This window comes from Actinokineospora cianjurensis (genome assembly GCF_003663795.1).
Classification (GTDB): Bacteria; Actinomycetota; Actinomycetes; order Mycobacteriales; family Pseudonocardiaceae; genus Actinokineospora; species Actinokineospora terrae.
On record NZ_RCDD01000001.1, the window covers coordinates 491,188 to 508,067 of the forward strand.

Annotated in this window: 15 protein-coding genes, 1 tRNA gene and 1 other RNA gene; 6 read left to right on the forward strand and 11 right to left on the reverse strand. The window is 69.9% G+C overall.

Features of this window, described 5'->3' with window-relative positions:
• Positions 1-7: 7 nt before the first annotated feature.
• From CLV68_RS02250 to CLV68_RS34895, 4 genes are all read right to left on the reverse strand, one after another.
• Positions 8-1,012 carry an ABC transporter permease gene (locus tag CLV68_RS02250; RefSeq protein WP_121388944.1) on the reverse strand — a complete coding sequence of 335 codons (1,005 nt, stop codon included), beginning with the start codon at positions 1,010-1,012 and terminating at the stop codon, positions 8-10.
• 280 nt (positions 1,013-1,292) lie between these two features.
• Positions 1,293-1,856 carry a uridine kinase family protein gene (locus CLV68_RS02255; RefSeq protein ID WP_342772754.1) on the reverse strand — a complete coding sequence of 188 codons (564 nt, stop codon included), beginning with the start codon at positions 1,854-1,856 and terminating at the stop codon, positions 1,293-1,295.
• 82 nt (positions 1,857-1,938) lie between these two features.
• Positions 1,939-2,535 carry a recombination mediator RecR gene (gene recR, locus CLV68_RS02260; protein WP_092786247.1) on the reverse strand — a complete coding sequence of 199 codons (597 nt, stop codon included), beginning with the start codon at positions 2,533-2,535 and terminating at the stop codon, positions 1,939-1,941.
• A gap of 7 nt (positions 2,536-2,542) precedes the next feature.
• Positions 2,543-2,857 (reverse strand): YbaB/EbfC family nucleoid-associated protein, encoded by a 315-nt coding sequence (locus CLV68_RS34895; RefSeq protein WP_246009634.1) that lies wholly within the window; start codon positions 2,855-2,857, stop codon positions 2,543-2,545.
• 98 nt (positions 2,858-2,955) lie between these two features.
• Here CLV68_RS34895 and CLV68_RS02270 point away from each other — a divergent pair, with 98 nt between their 5' ends.
• Together CLV68_RS02270 and CLV68_RS02275 are read left to right on the forward strand one after the other, a co-directional pair.
• Complete coding sequence (locus tag CLV68_RS02270; RefSeq protein WP_246009635.1) at positions 2,956-3,855, forward strand: N-acetylmuramoyl-L-alanine amidase; 900 nt, start codon at positions 2,956-2,958, stop codon at positions 3,853-3,855.
• A 24-nt stretch (positions 3,856-3,879) separates the two neighbouring features.
• Positions 3,880-4,812 (forward strand): hypothetical protein, encoded by a 933-nt coding sequence (locus CLV68_RS02275; protein ID WP_121388947.1) that lies wholly within the window; start codon positions 3,880-3,882, stop codon positions 4,810-4,812.
• A gap of 8 nt (positions 4,813-4,820) precedes the next feature.
• Here the strand turns inward: CLV68_RS02275 and CLV68_RS02280 are convergent, their stop codons facing one another.
• On the reverse strand, positions 4,821-6,812 hold the full coding sequence (locus CLV68_RS02280; protein ID WP_121388948.1) for a DNA polymerase III subunit gamma and tau: 1,992 nt from the start codon (positions 6,810-6,812) through the stop codon (positions 4,821-4,823).
• Between the two features lie 74 nt (positions 6,813-6,886).
• Between CLV68_RS02280 and CLV68_RS02285 the strand changes: the two genes are divergently transcribed.
• The gene (locus tag CLV68_RS02285; protein ID WP_121390913.1) at positions 6,887-7,909 is read left to right on the forward strand and encodes an LLM class flavin-dependent oxidoreductase; all 1,023 of its coding nucleotides are present in this window, start codon (positions 6,887-6,889) and stop codon (positions 7,907-7,909) included.
• A gap of 3 nt (positions 7,910-7,912) precedes the next feature.
• Here CLV68_RS02285 and ffs read toward each other — a convergent pair.
• Positions 7,913-8,007, reverse strand: an RNA gene (gene ffs, locus CLV68_RS02290) — signal recognition particle sRNA small type.
• 183 nt (positions 8,008-8,190) lie between these two features.
• On the opposite strand from ffs, the gene CLV68_RS02295 reads away from it, so the two are divergent.
• Complete coding sequence (locus tag CLV68_RS02295; RefSeq protein WP_121388949.1) at positions 8,191-10,527, forward strand: vWA domain-containing protein; 2,337 nt, start codon at positions 8,191-8,193, stop codon at positions 10,525-10,527.
• Entirely contained in the window at positions 10,524-11,783 is a 1,260-nt protein-coding gene (locus tag CLV68_RS02300; RefSeq protein WP_121388950.1) for an ABC transporter substrate-binding protein, read from the forward strand. The genes CLV68_RS02295 and CLV68_RS02300 overlap by 4 nt, the downstream gene beginning before the upstream one ends.
• Positions 11,784-11,825: 42 nt before the next feature.
• Here the strand turns inward: CLV68_RS02300 and CLV68_RS02305 are convergent.
• Both CLV68_RS02305 and CLV68_RS02310 read right to left on the reverse strand, forming a co-directional pair.
• Positions 11,826-11,915 (reverse strand) — tRNA-Ser (locus CLV68_RS02305).
• Positions 11,916-12,800: 885 nt separating this feature from the next.
• On the reverse strand, positions 12,801-13,133 hold the full coding sequence (locus tag CLV68_RS02310) for a winged helix-turn-helix transcriptional regulator (protein WP_121388951.1): 333 nt from the start codon (positions 13,131-13,133) through the stop codon (positions 12,801-12,803).
• A gap of 90 nt (positions 13,134-13,223) precedes the next feature.
• Here CLV68_RS02310 and CLV68_RS02315 point away from each other — a divergent pair, with 90 nt between their 5' ends.
• Positions 13,224-14,087 carry an NAD(P)-dependent oxidoreductase gene (locus CLV68_RS02315; protein ID WP_121388952.1) on the forward strand — a complete coding sequence of 288 codons (864 nt, stop codon included), beginning with the start codon at positions 13,224-13,226 and terminating at the stop codon, positions 14,085-14,087.
• On the opposite strand, the gene CLV68_RS34900 is transcribed toward CLV68_RS02315, so the two are convergent.
• From CLV68_RS34900 to CLV68_RS02325, 3 genes are all read right to left on the reverse strand, one after another.
• Positions 14,049-15,170, reverse strand: coding sequence for a DUF2786 domain-containing protein (locus tag CLV68_RS34900; protein WP_147459859.1), 1,122 nt, complete (start codon positions 15,168-15,170; stop codon positions 14,049-14,051). The two genes, CLV68_RS02315 and CLV68_RS34900, sit on opposite strands and share 39 nt — an antisense overlap.
• A 91-nt stretch (positions 15,171-15,261) precedes the next feature.
• A complete protein-coding gene (locus CLV68_RS33625) occupies positions 15,262-15,399 on the reverse strand; it encodes a hypothetical protein (protein ID WP_170224039.1) in 138 nt (45 codons plus the stop codon).
• A gap of 42 nt (positions 15,400-15,441) precedes the next feature.
• Positions 15,442-16,857, reverse strand: a complete 1,416-nt coding sequence (locus CLV68_RS02325) for an aminopeptidase P family protein (protein ID WP_121390914.1) — start codon at positions 16,855-16,857, stop codon at positions 15,442-15,444.
• Positions 16,858-16,880: the final 23 nt, after the last annotated feature.

Genomic DNA, 16,880 nt, shown 5'->3' on the forward strand with positions numbered 1-16,880 from the left:
AACTCACCTATCGGGCACGGGGGTCGAGCGCGTCGCGCAGGCCATCGCCGAACAGGTTGAACGCGAGCACGGTCACGAAGATCGCGAGACCGGGCCAGAGCATGAAGTGCGGCATCGTGTAGAAGCGCGACGCGTCCGAGAGCATGCCGCCCCAGGTCGCGGTTGGCGCGTTGATGCCGACTCCGAGGAAGGAGAGAGCCGACTCGAACAGGATGTTCGTCGGGATCAGCAGCGTCGCGTAGACCAGGATCGGCGCGACGAGGTTGGGCAGCAGTTCGCGGAAGAGGATGTACGGGCCGCGCGCGCCGAGGCTGCGGGCGGCGTCGACGAACTCCCGCTCGCGCAGGGACAGGGTCTGCCCGCGCACGATGCGGCCGATGTAGGGCCAGTTGAAGAAGCCGATGATGAAGATCAGCAGGCTGATCCGGACCATCTCCGGCGAGAGCCCGAACGCGGTGTCTGGCAGCACGCCGACCAGTGCCATCGCGAAGACCAGCAGCGGGAAGGCGAGGAAGACGTCCATCAACCGGCTGATCAGCGTGTCGACCCAGCCGCCGAAGTAACCGGCGATGATGCCCATCGTGGTGCCGATGACCACCGAGAGCACGGTCGCCAGGCTCGCGATCAGCAGCGAGATCCAGGAACCGGCGAAGATGCGGGCCAGGATGTCGCGGCCGTTGACCGGCTCGATGCCCAGCGGGTGGCTGCCGGAGATGCCGCCGAAGGTGCCCAGCGGCGCCAGGGTGCCGTTCTCGGTGTCGATGAGGTCCTGGTGGAACTCGTTGGGGTGCACCACGTCGAAGACGCGGTCGAGCAGCAGCGCGGCGATCGCGACCAGGATCAGCAGCGCGATCACGATCGCACCGCCGATGGCGACCTTGTCGCGCTTGAGCCGCATCCACGCGATCTGGCCGAGTGAACGACCCTGGATCGCCTTCTTGCTCACGCCCTTGAGACTGGCCTCCGGGTCCGCTTCCGCCGCGGTTCCGGAGACGTCCGGTGGAGCCGTCATGCCGCCGACCGTCCCCGTCCGGGCGACTGCGCGACAAGTCGTGGGCGGCTGGTGTTGCCGTCCGGTCGACCGGTTCGCGCGGATCGCTGGTAAGCCATCACGCACTCCTCGTGTCCGGTTCACTGACTCCGGGATCTCACCGTGTGGTGGCCGACCATAGCCGCTCAGATCACCATCCCTTAGCTACGGGAGGTCACGATCCGGCCAACTGCCATACACAGAATCACCGGTACGCGATCAAAAAGACACTCAGAGTGAGATCAGGCCCCGATTTGTCCGCTCAACGGACGGAAGAGGTACGTGACCGGTCACACAGGACCACGATCGACGCACGGTCCCTGGTTCGGTCGACGGGGTACCAACCGGACTCGAAAGCCTGCCAGCGCACCAGTTCCGCGCGCGAGTCGGCGCCGTCGCGGGCCACCGCGCGTTCCAGGCGGCGCAGGGGGTCGGGCAGCTCGCACCAGATCAGCGCGGACAGTGACGACATGATCGACCGGCGGCCGGAGGACACCCCCTCGACCAGCAACGTCCCGGGAACCGGCACGTCGACCCAGTCCCCCGGCCCGGGTTTCCCGTTCACCCACTGTGTTCGGCGGTATCGACCGGGTCGGCCTGCCCCGAGCGGGTGGAATACCCCCGCCACCAGCCTCGGCCACCACGCGATCGGGTCGTCCCAGGTGGCGAACTCGTCGGTGGAGACGAGCCGGGAGTCGGGGATCTGCGCGGCCAACTCGGCGGCGTAAGTGCTCTTGCCCGAGCCGGATGGACCATCGATGGCGACCAAACGGACCCGGCCGAGCCGCGGTGGTGTCGCGAGAACGGCGGCGGCGACCCGATTCACCCCTGACGGGCGACCCCTGCCCCGTTCCCAGTCATCCACAGTATTGGACATGGCAGCAGTCCACCGCGTCCTTTGTGGAGGGTCAGACCGCGCGGCGGCCGGACAGCGCCCGGCCCAGGGTCAGCTCGTCGGCGAACTCGAGGTCGCCGCCCATCGGCAGGCCGGAGGCGAGCCGGGTGACGGTGAGCCCGGGGAAGTCGCGCAGCATCCGCACCAGGTAGGTGGCGGTCGCCTCGCCCTCGGTGTTCGGGTCCATCGCCAGGATGACCTCGGTGATCTCCTGGGCGGAGATCCGCGACAGCAGCTGCCGGATGCGCAGCTGCTCGGGACCGACGCCGGAGAGCGGGTCCAGCGCGCCGCCGAGCACGTGGTAGCGGCCCTTGAACTCGCGGGTGCGCTCGATCGCGAGCACGTCCTTCGGTTCCTCGACCACGCACACCGCGGTCGGGTCCCGGCGCGCGTCGCGGCAGATGCGGCAGGTGGCCTCCTCGGACACGTTGCCGCAGACGTCGCAGAAGACCACGCCCTCCTTGACCTTCTGCAGCGCGTCCTGCAACCGGCCGACATCGGCCGGTTCGGCGGCCAGCAGGTGGAAGGCGATCCGCTGGGCGCTCTTGGGACCGACGCCGGGCAGCCTGCCGAGCTCGTCGATCAGATCCTGGACCGGTCCCTCGTACACCGCGCCCTCACAGCCCCGGCAGGCCGAGGCCGCCGCCGCCGAGCCCACCGGCGAGCGGACCCATCTTCTCCTCGGCCAGGCGCTGGGCGTTGTTGCCCGCGTCCCTGACCGCGGCGATGACCAGGTCGGCCAGCGTCTCGGTGTCGTCGGGGTCGACCACCTTCGGGTCGATGACCAGGGCCTTGAGCTCTCCGGCACCGGACACCGTCGCGGTCACCAGACCACCGCCCGCGGTGCCGGTGACCTCGGCGTCGGCCAGTTCCTGCTGTGCCGAGAGCAGTTGCTCCTGCATCTTCTGCGCCTGCGCCAGGATCGCCTGCATGTCGGGTGCGCCGCCTCCGGGAAACACCGCGGCCCCTCTCGTCTCGGGTTGGTGCCATACCCAGCTTAGAGGGCCGCGCTCTATGGCATCGTGGGCCCGTGCTGAGACGACGTGCCGGGCTGGCCCTCGGCTGTGTGCTCGCGGTAGTGCTGTCTGGTTGCGGTGGGCAGGAGCCCGCTCAACCACAGACATTGGGGACGAGTTCGTCAGTCCCGACTACCACCACCACGACGACCTCGACCAGCTCCTCCACTGCGACTCCCCCACCTTCTTCTACGACGACAACCACGACCACCACCAAGCCCAAGGCGACGACCACGACCACCAAGCCGCCCGTGAAGGCGGTCCCCGGTGGGAAGGTCGTAGTGCTCGACCCGGGGCACAACGGCGGCAACGCCAGCCACGCGGCCGAGATCAACCGGCTGGTGCCAGCGGGTCGTGGTCGGACCAAGCCGTGCAACACCACCGGTACGGCTACCGCGGGCGGTTACGCCGAGCACGCCTTCACCTGGGATCTCGCGATGCGCGTGCGTGACGCGTTGACAGCCCGGGGCGTCAAGGTAGTGCTGACCAGGCCGGACAACACCGGCGTCGGCCCTTGCGTCGACCGGCGTGCGGCTATCGGGAACGACTCCGGCGCGGACGCCGTGGTCTCCCTGCACGCGGACGGATCGACGAGCGCGGGCGCGCACGGTTTCCACATCGCCTACTCCTCGCCCCCGCTCAACGACGCCCAAGGCGAGCCGTCGATGCGGTTGGCCAGGTCCCTGCGCGACGGCATGGTCGCGGCCGGGCTGGCGACCTCCACCTACATCGGCTCGCAGGGCCTGTCGGCGCGCGACGACCTGGGTGGGCTGAACCTGTCGACCCGGCCCATCGCGCTCGTCGAGTGCGGCAACATGCGCGACACCGCGGAGGCCGCGGTGCTCTCCAGCGCGCAGGGCAGGCAGCGCTACGCCGAGGCGATCGCGAACGGGGTCCTCGGGTACCTGGGCTGACCTCCCTGTGACAAGGTGGAGATCATGTCCGGGATGCGGGTGCTCGACGTCGACGAGCAGGAGCGGGTGCTGATCGCGCTGCCCACTGGTGGCGCGCGGGCCGCGGGTGGTGCACCGTCCACAGGCGGCGAGGTCCGCTTGGTCGAGGTCGACGCGAAGGGCAAGAGCCGGGAGCTGGCCGCGGTGGCGGACGCCGCCGCGGCGCGCTACCTGCCCGGTGAGCGCAAAGTCGTGGTGCAGCACGGAACCCCGGCTCGGCTGTCGCTGGTCCAGATCGGCGGCAAGCTCACGCCGCTGGTCGGTTCCGACGACCACGCCAACGAGCTCCTCGGGGTCCTGCCCGGTCGGATCGTGTACCGCACCAACAGGAAACACCGTCTGCTCTACAGCGTCGTGATCCGCAACGTGCTCGTAGGCGAGGAACAAGCCGTCTACGACCGCGGCGGTGCGGTCATAGAGTCGGCGGTCAGCCCTAACAGCCGCTACATCGCGATTCGCTTGCCGCGCAAGCTGCTCCTGGTCGACACCATGCCGGTGACCGAGGACGACCACGTCCGGCTGATCTCCGCCGAGCCCGCCGCCCGCGGTCGGGCGAACCTGCGCTGGCTGCCGGACTCGGCGCGGCTCACGGCGGTGGAGTACGAGCCGGAGTCGGCCAGGGTGGTCCGCTTCGACGTGGCCAGCGAGAGCTGGCACCCGCTGGTCGTGTCGCTCGACCCGACCGCCAGGGGCTGGACGGCGCCGGACGGCCGTCGGGTCGCGGTCGCCGTCGGCAACGAGCTCTCGCTGTACCAGACCGACAACGGGCGCTTCCTGCGATCCACCACTGTGGACGGTGAGATCGAGGACTTCCACTGGTCGCCGGACTCCCGCGCGATCGCGCTGCGCACGACGACCGGGCACGTCGCCGTGGTGCGGGCGGAATCCGCGGCCACCCGCCTGGTCCAGGTGGGCTGAGCAGGCCGCTACTCGACCGGGCGCGCGCCCAGGGTGTCGGCGAGGAGCTTGAGCATGACCGCCTCCGGGTCCTGCTGACGCGTCGAGGCGTCGTTGGGATCCGGTTTGACGGCGGCCTGGGCCATCATCTCCTCTTCGTCCTCCGGCTCGGGCGGGAGGTCGGGCTCCGGCGGCTCAGGCGGGGGGATCTCGTCCGCTGGTGCTGCCGTCGCCGGTGGGGGGACCTGACGCCGAGAAGGCTCATAGGTACGGGTGGGCTCCGGCGCCGGGCGGGACTGACGGGCGGGCTGCGCGGCCGCGGCGCCGGGCTCGGCGTGGACGCAGCGGACCTGCCACCGGCCGCCGAGGACCGAGACCAGGGCCTGGGCGATGGCGTCGGTGTTGCGCGGGTCGGCGAGCCTGCGGGCCAGCGGGGCGGCCGGGTGCGCGATCACCACCGTCTCCCCCTCGACCGACTGGACCGTCGCGTTGGTCAGCATCGCCTCGGTGCTGCGGCTGGACGAGCGGACGGCCGAGAGCAGCTCGGGCCAGACCCGGCGGATCGCCGCGGCGTCCAACCCGCCAGGGGCACTGGTCTGCTCCGCCGCAGGTTCCGAGGTGGGCTCGGGTTCGACCGCGGGAGCGGGCTCCGGCGCGGGTTCGGGAGCGCGGGTGCGCGGCGGTTCGGGAGCGTGGACCGGTTCAGGGGCTCGAACGGGCTCCGGAGTGCGCACGGGCTGCGCGGCCGGCGCGGGCTGCGCGGCTCGAACGGGCTCGCGAGCGGGTTCCGGCGCGCGCTGGGACGGTCGGGTGGCGACCGGGCGGGCGCTGGGTTCTGTGACGGGAGCCGCTGACAGCCTGCGCTCCATCTGCTCCAACCGTTGCAGGACAGCCGAGTCGGCCGCCGCGTCCGTTGGCACCGCGCCCGGTAGGAGCATCCGGGCGCACAGCAGCTCTAGCAGCAGCCTCGGCGCGGTGGCGCCACGCATCTCGACCAGGCCGGTGTGCACGATCTCGGCGTACCGCGCCAAGGTGGCAGCACCGAGCCGTTCGGCCTGGCCGACCATGCGGACCAGCTCGTCCTCCGGCGCGTTGACCAGCCCGCGGCCGGCCGCGTCCGGCACGGCGCGGATCAGGACCAGGTCGCGCAACCGGTCGAGCAGGTCGGAGGCGAAGCGGCGCGGGTCGTGTCCGGCCTCGACCAGGCGGTCCACCGTGCTGTAGACCGCCGACGCGTCGCCTGCGCCGAGACCGTCGACCATGTCGTCGATGAGCGCCACGTCGGTGACACCGAGCAGCGACACCGCGCGCTCGTAGGTGACCCCCTCGGGGCCTGCGCCCGCGAGGAGCTGGTCGAGCACCGACTGGGTGTCACGCGCCGAACCACCGCCTGCCCGGATGACCAGCGGGAAGACCGCGGGCTCGATCTTGGCGTTCTCGGCGGCGCAGTTGCGCTCCAGCAACTCGCGCATCGAGCTGGGCGGGATGAGCCGGAACGGGTAGTGGTGGGTGCGCGACCGGATGGTCGGCAGCACCTTCTCCGGCTCGGTGGTGGCGAAGATGAAGACGAGGTGCTCCGGCGGCTCCTCGACGATCTTGAGCAGGGCGTTGAAGCCCTGCGTGGTGACCATGTGCGCCTCGTCGACGATGAACACCCGGTAGCGCGAGCTGGCAGGCGCGTAGAAGGCGCGGTCGCGCAGCTCGCGGGCGTCGTCGACACCACCGTGGCTGGCCGCGTCGAGCTCGACGACGTCGACGGTGCCCGGGCCGTTGGGGGCCAGACCGACGCACGAGTCGCACACCCCGCACGGCTCGTCGGTCGGCCCCTCGGCGCAGTTGAGCGACCGGGCCAGGATGCGCGCGCTGGAGGTCTTGCCGCAGCCGCGCGGCCCGGAGAAGAGGTAGGCGTGGTTGACCCGGCCCGCCGCCAGTGCCGTGCGCAGCGGGATGGTGACGTGTTCCTGTCCGACGACCTCGGCGAAGGTCGCAGGCCGGTACTTGCGGTAGAGGGCGAGCGCCACGTCGCGACACTACCGGTCGGCACCGACAGGCCGGGAATCCGACCGCCCCCGGCTGCGTTGGTCGGTACGTGCCTATCCCGTACTCGGTCCTCGACCTCGCCCCGGTGGCCAGTGGCTCATCGGAGACCACGGCGCTGCGCAACAGCCTCGACCTCGCCAGGGCAACCGAACGGCTCGGGTACCACCGGTACTGGGTCGCCGAGCACCACAACATGCCCGGCATCGCCAGCTCGGCGCCCGCGGTGCTGCTCGCGCACATCGCGATGGCCACCGAGCGCATCCGCGTCGGGTCCGGCGGGGTGATGCTGCCCAACCACGCGCCGCTGGTGGTGGCCGAGCAGTTCGGGATGTTGGAGGCGCTGCACCCCGGTCGGGTCGACCTGGGGATCGGACGGGCACCGGGCACCGACCAGGTGACGGCGCGGGCGTTGCGGCGCACAGAGGGTTCGCTGTCGGCCGACGACTTCCCCGAGCAGCTCATCGAGTTGGCGAACTACTTCACCGGTCGTGACTCGAACGGGGTCACAGCCGTACCCGCACTGGGCAACCAGCCCACGATCTGGTTGTTGGGCTCTAGCGGCTACAGCGCCCAGGCGGCCGGGTACCTCGGTCTGCCCTTCGCGTTCGCCCACCACTTCAGCTCGGAGAACACCCTCCCGGCGCTAGAGCTGTACCGGGAGAAGTTCAAGCCCTCGGCCATCTTGTCCCAGCCATACTCGATGATCGCGGTCAACGTGGTCTGTGCTGAGGACGACGAGACGGCACTACGCCTCGCCGAGCCCGCCGCGCTGCAGTTCCTCCAGTTGCGCAAGGGGTCCCCGGGGCGCCTGCCCTCGCCGGAGGAGACCGCCGCGTACCCCTACAGCGAGCTGGACCGGCTGTTCATCGAGGAGCGGATGTCCAGCCAGATCGTCGGCGGGCCGGAGACGGTGCGCCGGAAGATCGAGGACCTGCTGGCCAAGACCGGGGTGCACGAGCTGATGATCACCACGAGCGTGTTCGAGCACGCCGACCGGGTGCGCAGCTACGAGCGGGTGGCCGAGATCGTGGGATTGGCCGCCGCGACGGTGGCGGGAGCGCCGAGCGGACCGGCGTAAGACGAAAGGGGACCCCGCGCACCTGCCAGAGCCCGCTTATCCTTGCTGCCTTCCGGCCCTGGGGAGGTTCGCGAGATGAACACCGCGCGGGGTCCTCGGTCAGTGTAGCGGGAGTCGGGCAACGCCACCCCCGGCGGGGCGGGTAGCCCTAACACCTGCGGGAACAGCCGCGAACAAGACAAGACCTGGACATCTGCCCACCAGTGGTGTGATTCAGACCACGAACTCCGCTCGTACGGCGGTACCCTGTACGCCCTGAGGCGACCTATCGGGAGCAGGGCGTGTCTCATTCCGCGGACAAGCACACGAGCATCCTGGCCGTCGACGTCGAGAGCTACGGCGACGTCCGGCGCACCGACCGACACCAGAAGGTGGTCAGAGACGGCCTCTATGCCGCTCTTCACCGCGCGCTCGATCGAGCCGAGTTGCCGTGGGGCTACCACGAGGACCGCGGCGACGGCCTGTTCCTGCTCATCCCGGACGTCCCCAAGGGTGAGTTGGTGGCGTCCCTACCGCACGAGTTGGCAGCGGCGCTGCGTGAGCACAACGCCGACCACGGGCCCGAAACGCAGATCCGGCTCAAGGTCGCCATCCACGCCGGGGAGGTCGGTAGCGACGACAACGGCAAGCACGGCACGGACCTGAACCACACCTTCCGGCTGCTGGAATCGCAGCCGCTGCGCAGCGCACTCGCTGGTTCCCCCGGCGTTCTCGCTCTAGCGGTGTCGGACTGGTTCTACGAGCACGTCGTGAAGCACCAGCCAGCCGCGAACCCGGCCATCTACCGGTCTCACACCGTGCAGCAGAAGGAAACCAAGACCACGGCGTGGATCTGCACCCCGGACTATCCCCGCCCGGTAACACCAACGCCCACTCTTCGCCTACCTACGGTGCAGTGGCCGAAACTGCCCAAGGTCCGGCTACCCAGGCCGAGATGGCAGGCGGTCGTGCTCACCGCGCTGCTGCTGCTCGCCCCCATGACCAACCTCTTGGCGGGCGCGGCCGCACCGGCTATGCGTTGCGCGAACCCCGTGCAGCTCAACGTGCTCACATCGACGGAAATGGCGCCCACACTACGACTTCTCGCGTTGAACTTCGAGCGGAAGTCCTATCAGGCCGATGAGAACCGGTGCAGGCAAGCGCGGGTGTTGGTCGTGGCCGACACCTACGGCGGCGCGGTCGACGCACTCGGACAGGGTTGGTCCGGTCGCAACGACCTGCGTGACCACGGGCCGGAGCCGCACGTGTGGATCCCCGACTCCAGTATCGACATCGACCATGTAGCCGCCAGACTGGCGCGGGTGCCGGGGATCGGCGCGACGCTGGAGCCCAGGCCGGGCATCGCGCGGTCACCGATCGTTCTCGCGGCGCCGAAGGCGATGGTCGACGCGCTACGACCCACCGACGGCAAGTGGGTCACCTGGCAGTCCATAGCGCTAGCGGCGAGCAGCGGCGATGGTTTCACCCGGCCAGACCCGCGGTCGTCGAGCGCGGGGATGCTCGCGACGATCGCGTACTACCGACACCGCTTGGAGCAACCCGAGCTCACGTCAACCGCGATGACCGGGGATTCGGTGCCACGCGTCGTGCACAGCGCGGAACGGGAGATCCCGTACGCACCCGACCTCGACAGCGGGAACCTGCTGTGCACGATTCGCAACAGGCCGGGGCAGACGGCCGCGTTGGTGTCGGAGAAGGCAGTCATCGACTACAACCGGGGCAGGCAGCTCGGGAGCGACTGCTCGGCGTCAGTGCGCCCGGAAGCGCTAACGCCGCTCTACCTCCAGACAGAGTCACCGGTCCAGGATTACCCGTTCGTGGTCGTGCGGTGGACCGACCGACCCGAGCACCACCAGCGCCATCAGGTGATCGACAGGTTCTATGAGTACCTGATGAGCCCGCCTGCCAGCGCCGACCTGCACAACTCGGGTTTCCGCCACCGGGACGGGCTCGACGGCGGACCGGTGCTGTCGACCGCCCTGCCGGTCGGCCCGGCAACCGCGTTCGACCTGATCCAGACCGCGGCGGCGGTGGGGAGCACACACCCCCGGGTGCTGTTCGCGGTCGATACCGGACTGTCGATGAGCGCGCCGTTCCAGCGCGGGACGCGGGTCCAGGCGGCGACCGAGCTGGTGCGCAGGTTGCTCCAGCAGTTCGGCGACGACGACGAGGTCGGCCTGATGACCTTCGGCACGACCACCCAGGACATCGTGCCGCTAGCACCGGACCAGACGACCGCCATCCGCAAGGCCGCGCGCCCCGACTTCCCTCTTACCCCAGGCGACTCGGACGTCTACGGCGCCATAGAGGCGGGTATGGAGCGACTTCGGGCAGACAAGAACGCCCGCGGTACCGACCTACTCGTCATCATCACTGATTCCGCTACCGCCGACGTGAGCCAGACGGACATGCCTGCGCTGAAGATGAAGGTGACCGGGCAGGACCCACGGGTTACGCGGCTTCTAGTGGTCAACCTGCTGACGGGACGGTGCGAGTCAGCTGGCCTTACCGAGCTGGCGAAGGCGGCGGCCAGCAGCTGCGTGGACCTCACCTCGGTCGAAGACGACATACCGAAGTTGTCCAACCTGGTTGCAGCTGGACTCTGGAGGCAGGAATGAACAAGCTCCTCTGCGCGGGCCTAGCGGTGGTTCTTACGGCCTCGGGTGCGTGTTCCACTCAGCCAGCAGCCGACGACCGCGTCCACGCCAGAGGTCCGATCACCTTCGTCGACGGGCGTGACACCACTCAGGACAGTCAGCTGGAACGGTTGGTGGAACGGTGGAACAACCGTCGCGGCATCAAGGAGCAGGTGACGTTCGTCGAGCAGTCGTCGTCCTCCGACTCACACCGGGCCTCCCTCGTGGCCGCGGCCCAGGACGGGGCGCTACCCGGGGCGCGAGGTAGGTGCAACGACGTCATCACCGTCGACGCGGTGTGGACCGCGGAGTTCGCCAGAGCCGGGTACCTGCTGCCGTTGAACCCGGACGAGTTCGACATCGGCAAGTTCCTACGCGTACCGGTCGAGAACGCCACTGTGGACGGCAAGCTCTACGCGATCCCGGGCCGCACGGACGCAGGACTCCTCTTCTACCGCAAGGACTACTTGGACGCGCAGGGGCTCCGTCCGCCTAAGAGCTGGGATGAGCTCATAGCGATCGCGAACAAGCTGAGGCCCATCTATGGCATAGACGGCTACGTGGGCCAGCTACAGCGGTACGAGGGTCTTACCGTCAACGCCCTAGAGGCCATCTGGTCCAAGGGCGGCAACCTGACCACGGACCACGCCATCACCATCAACTCACCCCAGGCCAAGCAAGGCGTCGAGATGCTCGCCACGGGCCTGCGCGACGGCTGGATCCCGCGCGCGGCCACCGGGTTCAACGAGGAGCGCAGCCGCGAGCACTTCCAGGCGGGCAAGGCCCTGTTCCTGCGCAACTGGCCCTACGTGTACCCGATCATGACCGCCCCCGACTCCCCCATCGCCGCCGGGGTCGGCGTCACCACCCTCCCCGGCCCCAGCGCCCTCGGCGGCTGGAACCTGGCCATCTCCCCCTGCTCCCAGCACCAGGAGACGGCCCGCGACTTCATCCGCTTCTACACCGACGAAGACCAACAACGAGAACTGTTCGCCAAGGGCGGCTTCGCCCCCACCGTCCGCAGCCTCTACGCCGATCCCGTGCTGCGCAGCAAGTTCCCCTACCTCGAACACCTGCACCACAGCCTCGACACCGCCCGGGACCGAGTCCAAACCCCCCAGTACGACCGCGTCTCCGACCTGATCCAGGAGAGCCTGCACAACGCCCTGGACCGCCCGGAAGCCGTCCCCCTCCGCCTCGACCAACTCGCCGACGACATGCGCACCACCCTGCGCTGAACGACCGAAGCGCCGGTCACCCAGGGTGACCGGCGCTTCCGGTGGCGGAGGATGGGGGATTTGAACCCCCGAGGGTTTTAACACCCAACACGATTTCCAATCGTGCGCACTAGGCCACTATGCGAATCCTCCGCCGGAGAGGATACCGGACACCAGCACAGCCAGCCAAAACGGGGGTCCACACCCACCACCACCAGCACGAACGCCGCCAACGGCTCGGCTCGCCGCAGACAGGCCGACCCCCACGTTGCCCGACTCCCGGCAGCGAGGGCACGACAACTGCTCATCCGAAGAACCTCGCAACAGGAGCAGGCGGCGATCGCGTTTCACCCTGTTCGGGCTGCGGCGCACCAATCATTGGACCGGCAACGCACAAGTGCGCAATCCTTCCCAGTCTTGGCGAGCTTTTCGCAATCGTGTTGAAGTTTGCGCAACTCAAAGTTTGATACCTACCGCCCGGGCAGGCCGCGTATACCACAGAAGGTAGACTGGGCATGCCGGAGATATCGCGGCGGAGTCGGTGTGCAACCACCGACTCCGCCGCCTGCGGTGGTGCTACTTCCGTCGTCCGGCCTGCTTAGCAAGGACCCGGAGAGCGCCCGCTAGTGGCCTTGTGCACGTGGCAAGGCCACTAGCACCGCAGATGTCGGCGACCACGCCGACCGCGTCGACCACCAGGGCACACCGTTCCAACACCTCGGGTGCGCTCGGGAACTCTCCTCGAAGGAACCACCGCCGTCGGCCTGGCATCCACATCTCCTCTTACCGTGCCCGTTCATCCCGGGTGGGACAAAACCTCGGACACGGCGACCTGAACGCCTCCGTTCGATGGGACGACCGACAGCTCCAATAATGCCACCAGCCGTGGCGGCCACTTCTAGCCCCCACCCTCTATCAACGCCACGAAATTGCCGCAATCGCAACGATTGCAATGATTGCAACTTTCGAGTGATGCCAACCCGGTCGCGATCGCGCTCCGTGGCAGCACAGCCGCGCATCCGGGCGATGGCGAACGGGCTACGCGTTGAGGACGTGGGTGGTGCCCCAGTTGCCGAGGGGGGTCAGGGCGTTGTTGAGGGCGTGGCCAGCGGGGGTGAGGGAGTACTCGACGCGGGGTGGGGTTTCGGGGTGGGCTTCGCGGTGGACTATGTGGTGGGCTTCGAGTTCTCGGAGGTGGGTGGTGAGGACCTTCTCGGTGATGCCGGGCAGGTGGCGGCGGAGTTCGCCGAAGCGGCAGGGGTGGTCCTTGAGGGCCCAGAGGATGAGCACCTTCCACTTGCCGCCGATGACGTCCATCGCCGCGTCGATGCCGCACTGGTAGGGGCCGCCGGGGCGTGGGGTCGTGGCCATGGCTCCAGGGTGCCGCAGGCAGGCTGCGGCGCGCCACGCACTTCGAAGTGCGTACTTGATCACCGGGAGGGCCCGGACCAGCCTGGGGGCATGGCAGTCACCCTTCTCGGCCTCGGCGCGATGGGCTCGGCGATCACGCGGGCCTGGCTCGCGACGGGCATCAAGCCGACGGTCTGGAACCGGACCCCCAAGGCACCCGCGGGCGCGGTCGTGGTCGATACCGCGGCAGCGGCGGTCGCGGCGAATCAGTTGGTCGTCGTCTGCCTGCTCGACGACGACTCGGTCACCGACGTGCTCGACGGCATCGATCTGGCAGGCAAGGACCTGGTCAACCTCACCACCAGCACCCCCGAACAAGCCCGTGCCCGCGCAGAGTGGGCTACCGGCCGCGGCGCGCGTTTCGTCGACGGCGGGATCATGGCCGTACCTCCGATGATCGGCGCAATAGGCGCGTTCATCTTCTACAGCGGCTCGCAGGCTCTCGTGGAAGAGCACACCACCGTGCTCGCAGCACCAGCACGCATCCACTACGTCGGCGAGGACCCCGGTCACGCGGCGCTCTACGACATCGCGCTGCTCTCTGGCATGTACGGCATGTTCGCGGGCATCACGCACGCCTTCGCCTTACTGCGTGCAGACGGCATCGACCCAGTCGCCTTCGCCCCACTGCTCGTCGACTGGGTCACTACGACCACCGCATCCGCCTACGGCATCGCCCAACGACTACACACCGGCAACCACACCACCGACGTCACGTCCAACCTGGCCATGCAGGTGGCAGGCATCCCCACGTTCCTCGACACGGCCAAGGCCCAGGGCGTCGACCCGCACCTGCTCGCCCCGTTCTTCGACCTCATGGCGCGACGCGTCGAGGCAGGCGGCGGCCAGGAGGACCTCGCGGCCTTGGTCGACCTGCTAGCTGGCCACGCGGCGGTGGGGGTGCAGGTCGGCTAGGTCGGCGGCAGCCAGGCCAGCGGTCCAGCCGGAGGGGTTGGTGGCGGTGGTGCGGCGGGTGCGGATGCCGGGGAAGAGGGCGGCGAACTTGGCGTCGACCGCGGCTTCCCGGGAGGCGAGGACCGGGACCAACGCGGTCGAGTGGGGGCGGACCTGGGCCGCGGCGTCCACCAGCCGCTGGTGGACGCGGTGGGCGTAGGCGACCAGGAATGCCTGGCGGTACGCCCGGGTGCGGCCGGGGGCGCCGGCCAGGGCCCGGGTGGACTGGGTGGCCAGGGAGGTCGCGAGCAGTTCGGTGATCTCCAGGTCGGTCTCGTGGCCGACCAGGCCGACGCAGCCCAGGCGGGGGTAGAAGACCGAGCGGCAGCGGTTGGCGCCCGCCACGGCCTCGACCAACTGGGCCTTCGGCGCCTGGTACGGCCCGCTCAGCCACAGCCTGCGGGCGGTGGCCTGCTGCGGGTGGTCGGCGGTGATGACGGCCTGTTCGAAGGCGTACCGGGACATCAGTTCCTGGGCCTTGGCCGAGAGCGCCTCGGCCTCGGCGGCGAACGGGGTGGACTCGGCCTTGGTCAGCAGGCCGCGCACCTTCGCCATCACCCGGGGGTCGACCCCGGCCGTACCGGCCCGCACCTCGGCCTCACACGGACCGGGCACCAGCCTGGGCAGCTGCGGCAGCGACATCAGCACCGCGACCAGCTCGACGACCCGGCGCAGCGCGGGGACCAGCGGCTCGGCCAGTTCAACGGGGGCGGTGTCCAGCGCGGCCAGCTGGGCACGCCACACCGGGTGCAGGCGGGCGGTCGGGTAGCGGCGGCACTCGTGCCCGATAGCGGCCGTGACCAGCGCGGTCAGCGGCTTCGGGACCGCGGCGACCGCCTCGCCGGGCAGCCAGCCGCGCTGCCAGAGCAGCTCCAGGGCCCGCGACAGCGACGCCACCGATGCGACCGTCGCCAGCTCGGCGCCCTGCGCGGCGACCTGCTGGATCCGGTCGAGAGCGGCACCCGGCCCGAGCGCGGCGGCCTCGGTCAGCCGGGCGGCGAGCAGGGCCACCGACCCGCGCGTCTCTCGATCAGGTGTTCGCATGGTGCCCATACTGCACCCTGGACACCGGTTCGTTCAAACACCTGTTCGAACCCGGGCGAGGCGCGGCGCGCGGCCGCGCCCCACCCGGCGTTCACTCGTCCTCGGGCGCCGCGTGGTCGGGCTTGCCCGGGTTCGGGTCACGGGCCAGGTCGATCAGCGGGTGCCGCTCGGCTCCCTCCGGCGCAGCGTGCTTCCCGGTCCCCTCCGGTCGATCGTCGTGGTCGGTCACGACGTCCCTCCTTCATCTCCCCTGTCTACAACGGACTCGAGGCTACCCCCGCCGCTGCCGGACCCACTCGGTGATGCCGTCCGCGGTGATGGGCAGCGCGTCGGAGATCACATCGGCGCCGGTCGCGGTGACCACCAGGTCGTCCTCGATGCGCACGCCGACGCCGCGCAGCTCCGGCGGGACGGTCAGGTCGTTCGGGTGGAAGTACAGGCCCGGTTCGACCGTCAGCGCCATGCCCGGCTCGAGGGTGCCCTCGTGGTAGGCGGCGGCGCTGGCCCTGGCGCAGTCGTGCACGTCCATGCCGAGCAGGTGGCCGATGCCGCAGACGATGTAGCGGCGGTGGTGCTGCCCGTTGAGCTCCAGGGACTTGTCGACCGACCCGGGCAGCAGGCCCCAGTCGTGCAGGCCCTCGGCGAGCACGCGCATGGCGGCGTCGTGGAACGCCTTGTACTCGCGGCCCGGCTTGACCTCGGCGATCCCGGCCAGGTGGGCGGCGTGCACCAGGTCGTACACGCGGCGCTCGGCGTCGGTGAACTCGCCTGCGACCGGGAAGGTGCGGGTGACGTCGGCGGTGTAGAGGGTGCTGACCTCGACACCGGCGTCGAGCAGCAGCAGGCCGTCCTCGGCGACCGGGCCGTCGCACCTGGTCCAGTGCAGTACCGGGGCGTGCGGACCGGCGGCCACGATGGAGGTGTAGCCGGGGCCGTTGCCCAGGGTGCGGGCGCGCCGGTCGAAGGTGCCCTGCAACCAGCGCTCGCCGCCGCCGCGCACCGCCGTGTCCAGCTCGCGGGCGACGTCCTCGAACCCGAGGTAGGTCGCGTCGACGGCCGCGCGCAGCTGCCCGATCTCCCAGTCGTCCTTGATCCGCTTCAGCTCGGCGAGCACGGTGCGCAGCTCGGGGCTGTGCGCGCCGACCAGGGCGTCGAGCAGAGGGTCGACCCCCTTGGCGGCGAGTACCTCCGGCAGTTGGCCGCGCAGCGCGCGAGGCAGCTCCTCCAGCGGGCGGCACTCGAGGCGCAGCGCGTCCGACCACTCGGCCAGGCCCGGGACGGCGCCGATCCACAGCTCGCCGTCACGGGCGCTGGCGAAGAAGTCCGGCTCGCTCGGGCCAGCGGGTTCGCGCAGGTAGAGCACCGCGTCGTGGCCCGCGCCGTTCGGGTTCATGACCAGGACGGCGGCCTCGGCGTGGCAGTTGGTGAGCCAGGCGAAGTCGCTGTCGACGCGCAACTGGTAGTCGGTGTCGTTGGACCTGGTCGGGGCGATGCCCGCGGCGAGGGCGATGCGCTTGCCGGGGAACGCCGCGGACAGCCGCGCGCGGTGCGCCTGCGCCGCCTCGGCCGCACCGGCGACGGTGTGCACCGTGCGGTCGGCCGGACCCCAGTCGTCGCGGACGAACTCGCGGAAACCCTCGGCCTCCACCAACTTCGACGGATCGCGCCGAGCCGGGCGGTCGTTCATCTGGAACACCTCTTTCACCTGGT

Excerpts from the sequence above, each read along its gene's own strand:
- CLV68_RS02250 (WP_121388944.1), bottom strand. The coding sequence starts at position 1,012 with ATGACGGCTCCACCGGACGTCTCCGGAACCGCGGCGGAAGCGGACCCG.
- CLV68_RS34900 (WP_147459859.1), bottom strand. The coding sequence starts at position 15,170 with ATGCGAACACCTGATCGAGAGACGCGCGGGTCGGTGGCCCTGCTCGCC.
- CLV68_RS02325 (WP_121390914.1), bottom strand. The coding sequence starts at position 16,857 with ATGAACGACCGCCCGGCTCGGCGCGATCCGTCGAAGTTGGTGGAGGCC.
- CLV68_RS02300 (WP_121388950.1), top strand. The coding sequence starts at position 10,524 with ATGAACAAGCTCCTCTGCGCGGGCCTAGCGGTGGTTCTTACGGCCTCG.
- CLV68_RS02275 (WP_121388947.1), top strand. The coding sequence starts at position 3,880 with ATGTCCGGGATGCGGGTGCTCGACGTCGACGAGCAGGAGCGGGTGCTG.
- CLV68_RS34895 (WP_246009634.1), bottom strand. The coding sequence starts at position 2,857 with ATGCAGGCGATCCTGGCGCAGGCGCAGAAGATGCAGGAGCAACTGCTC.
- CLV68_RS02310 (WP_121388951.1), bottom strand. The coding sequence starts at position 13,133 with ATGGCCACGACCCCACGCCCCGGCGGCCCCTACCAGTGCGGCATCGAC.
- CLV68_RS02315 (WP_121388952.1), top strand. The coding sequence starts at position 13,224 with ATGGCAGTCACCCTTCTCGGCCTCGGCGCGATGGGCTCGGCGATCACG.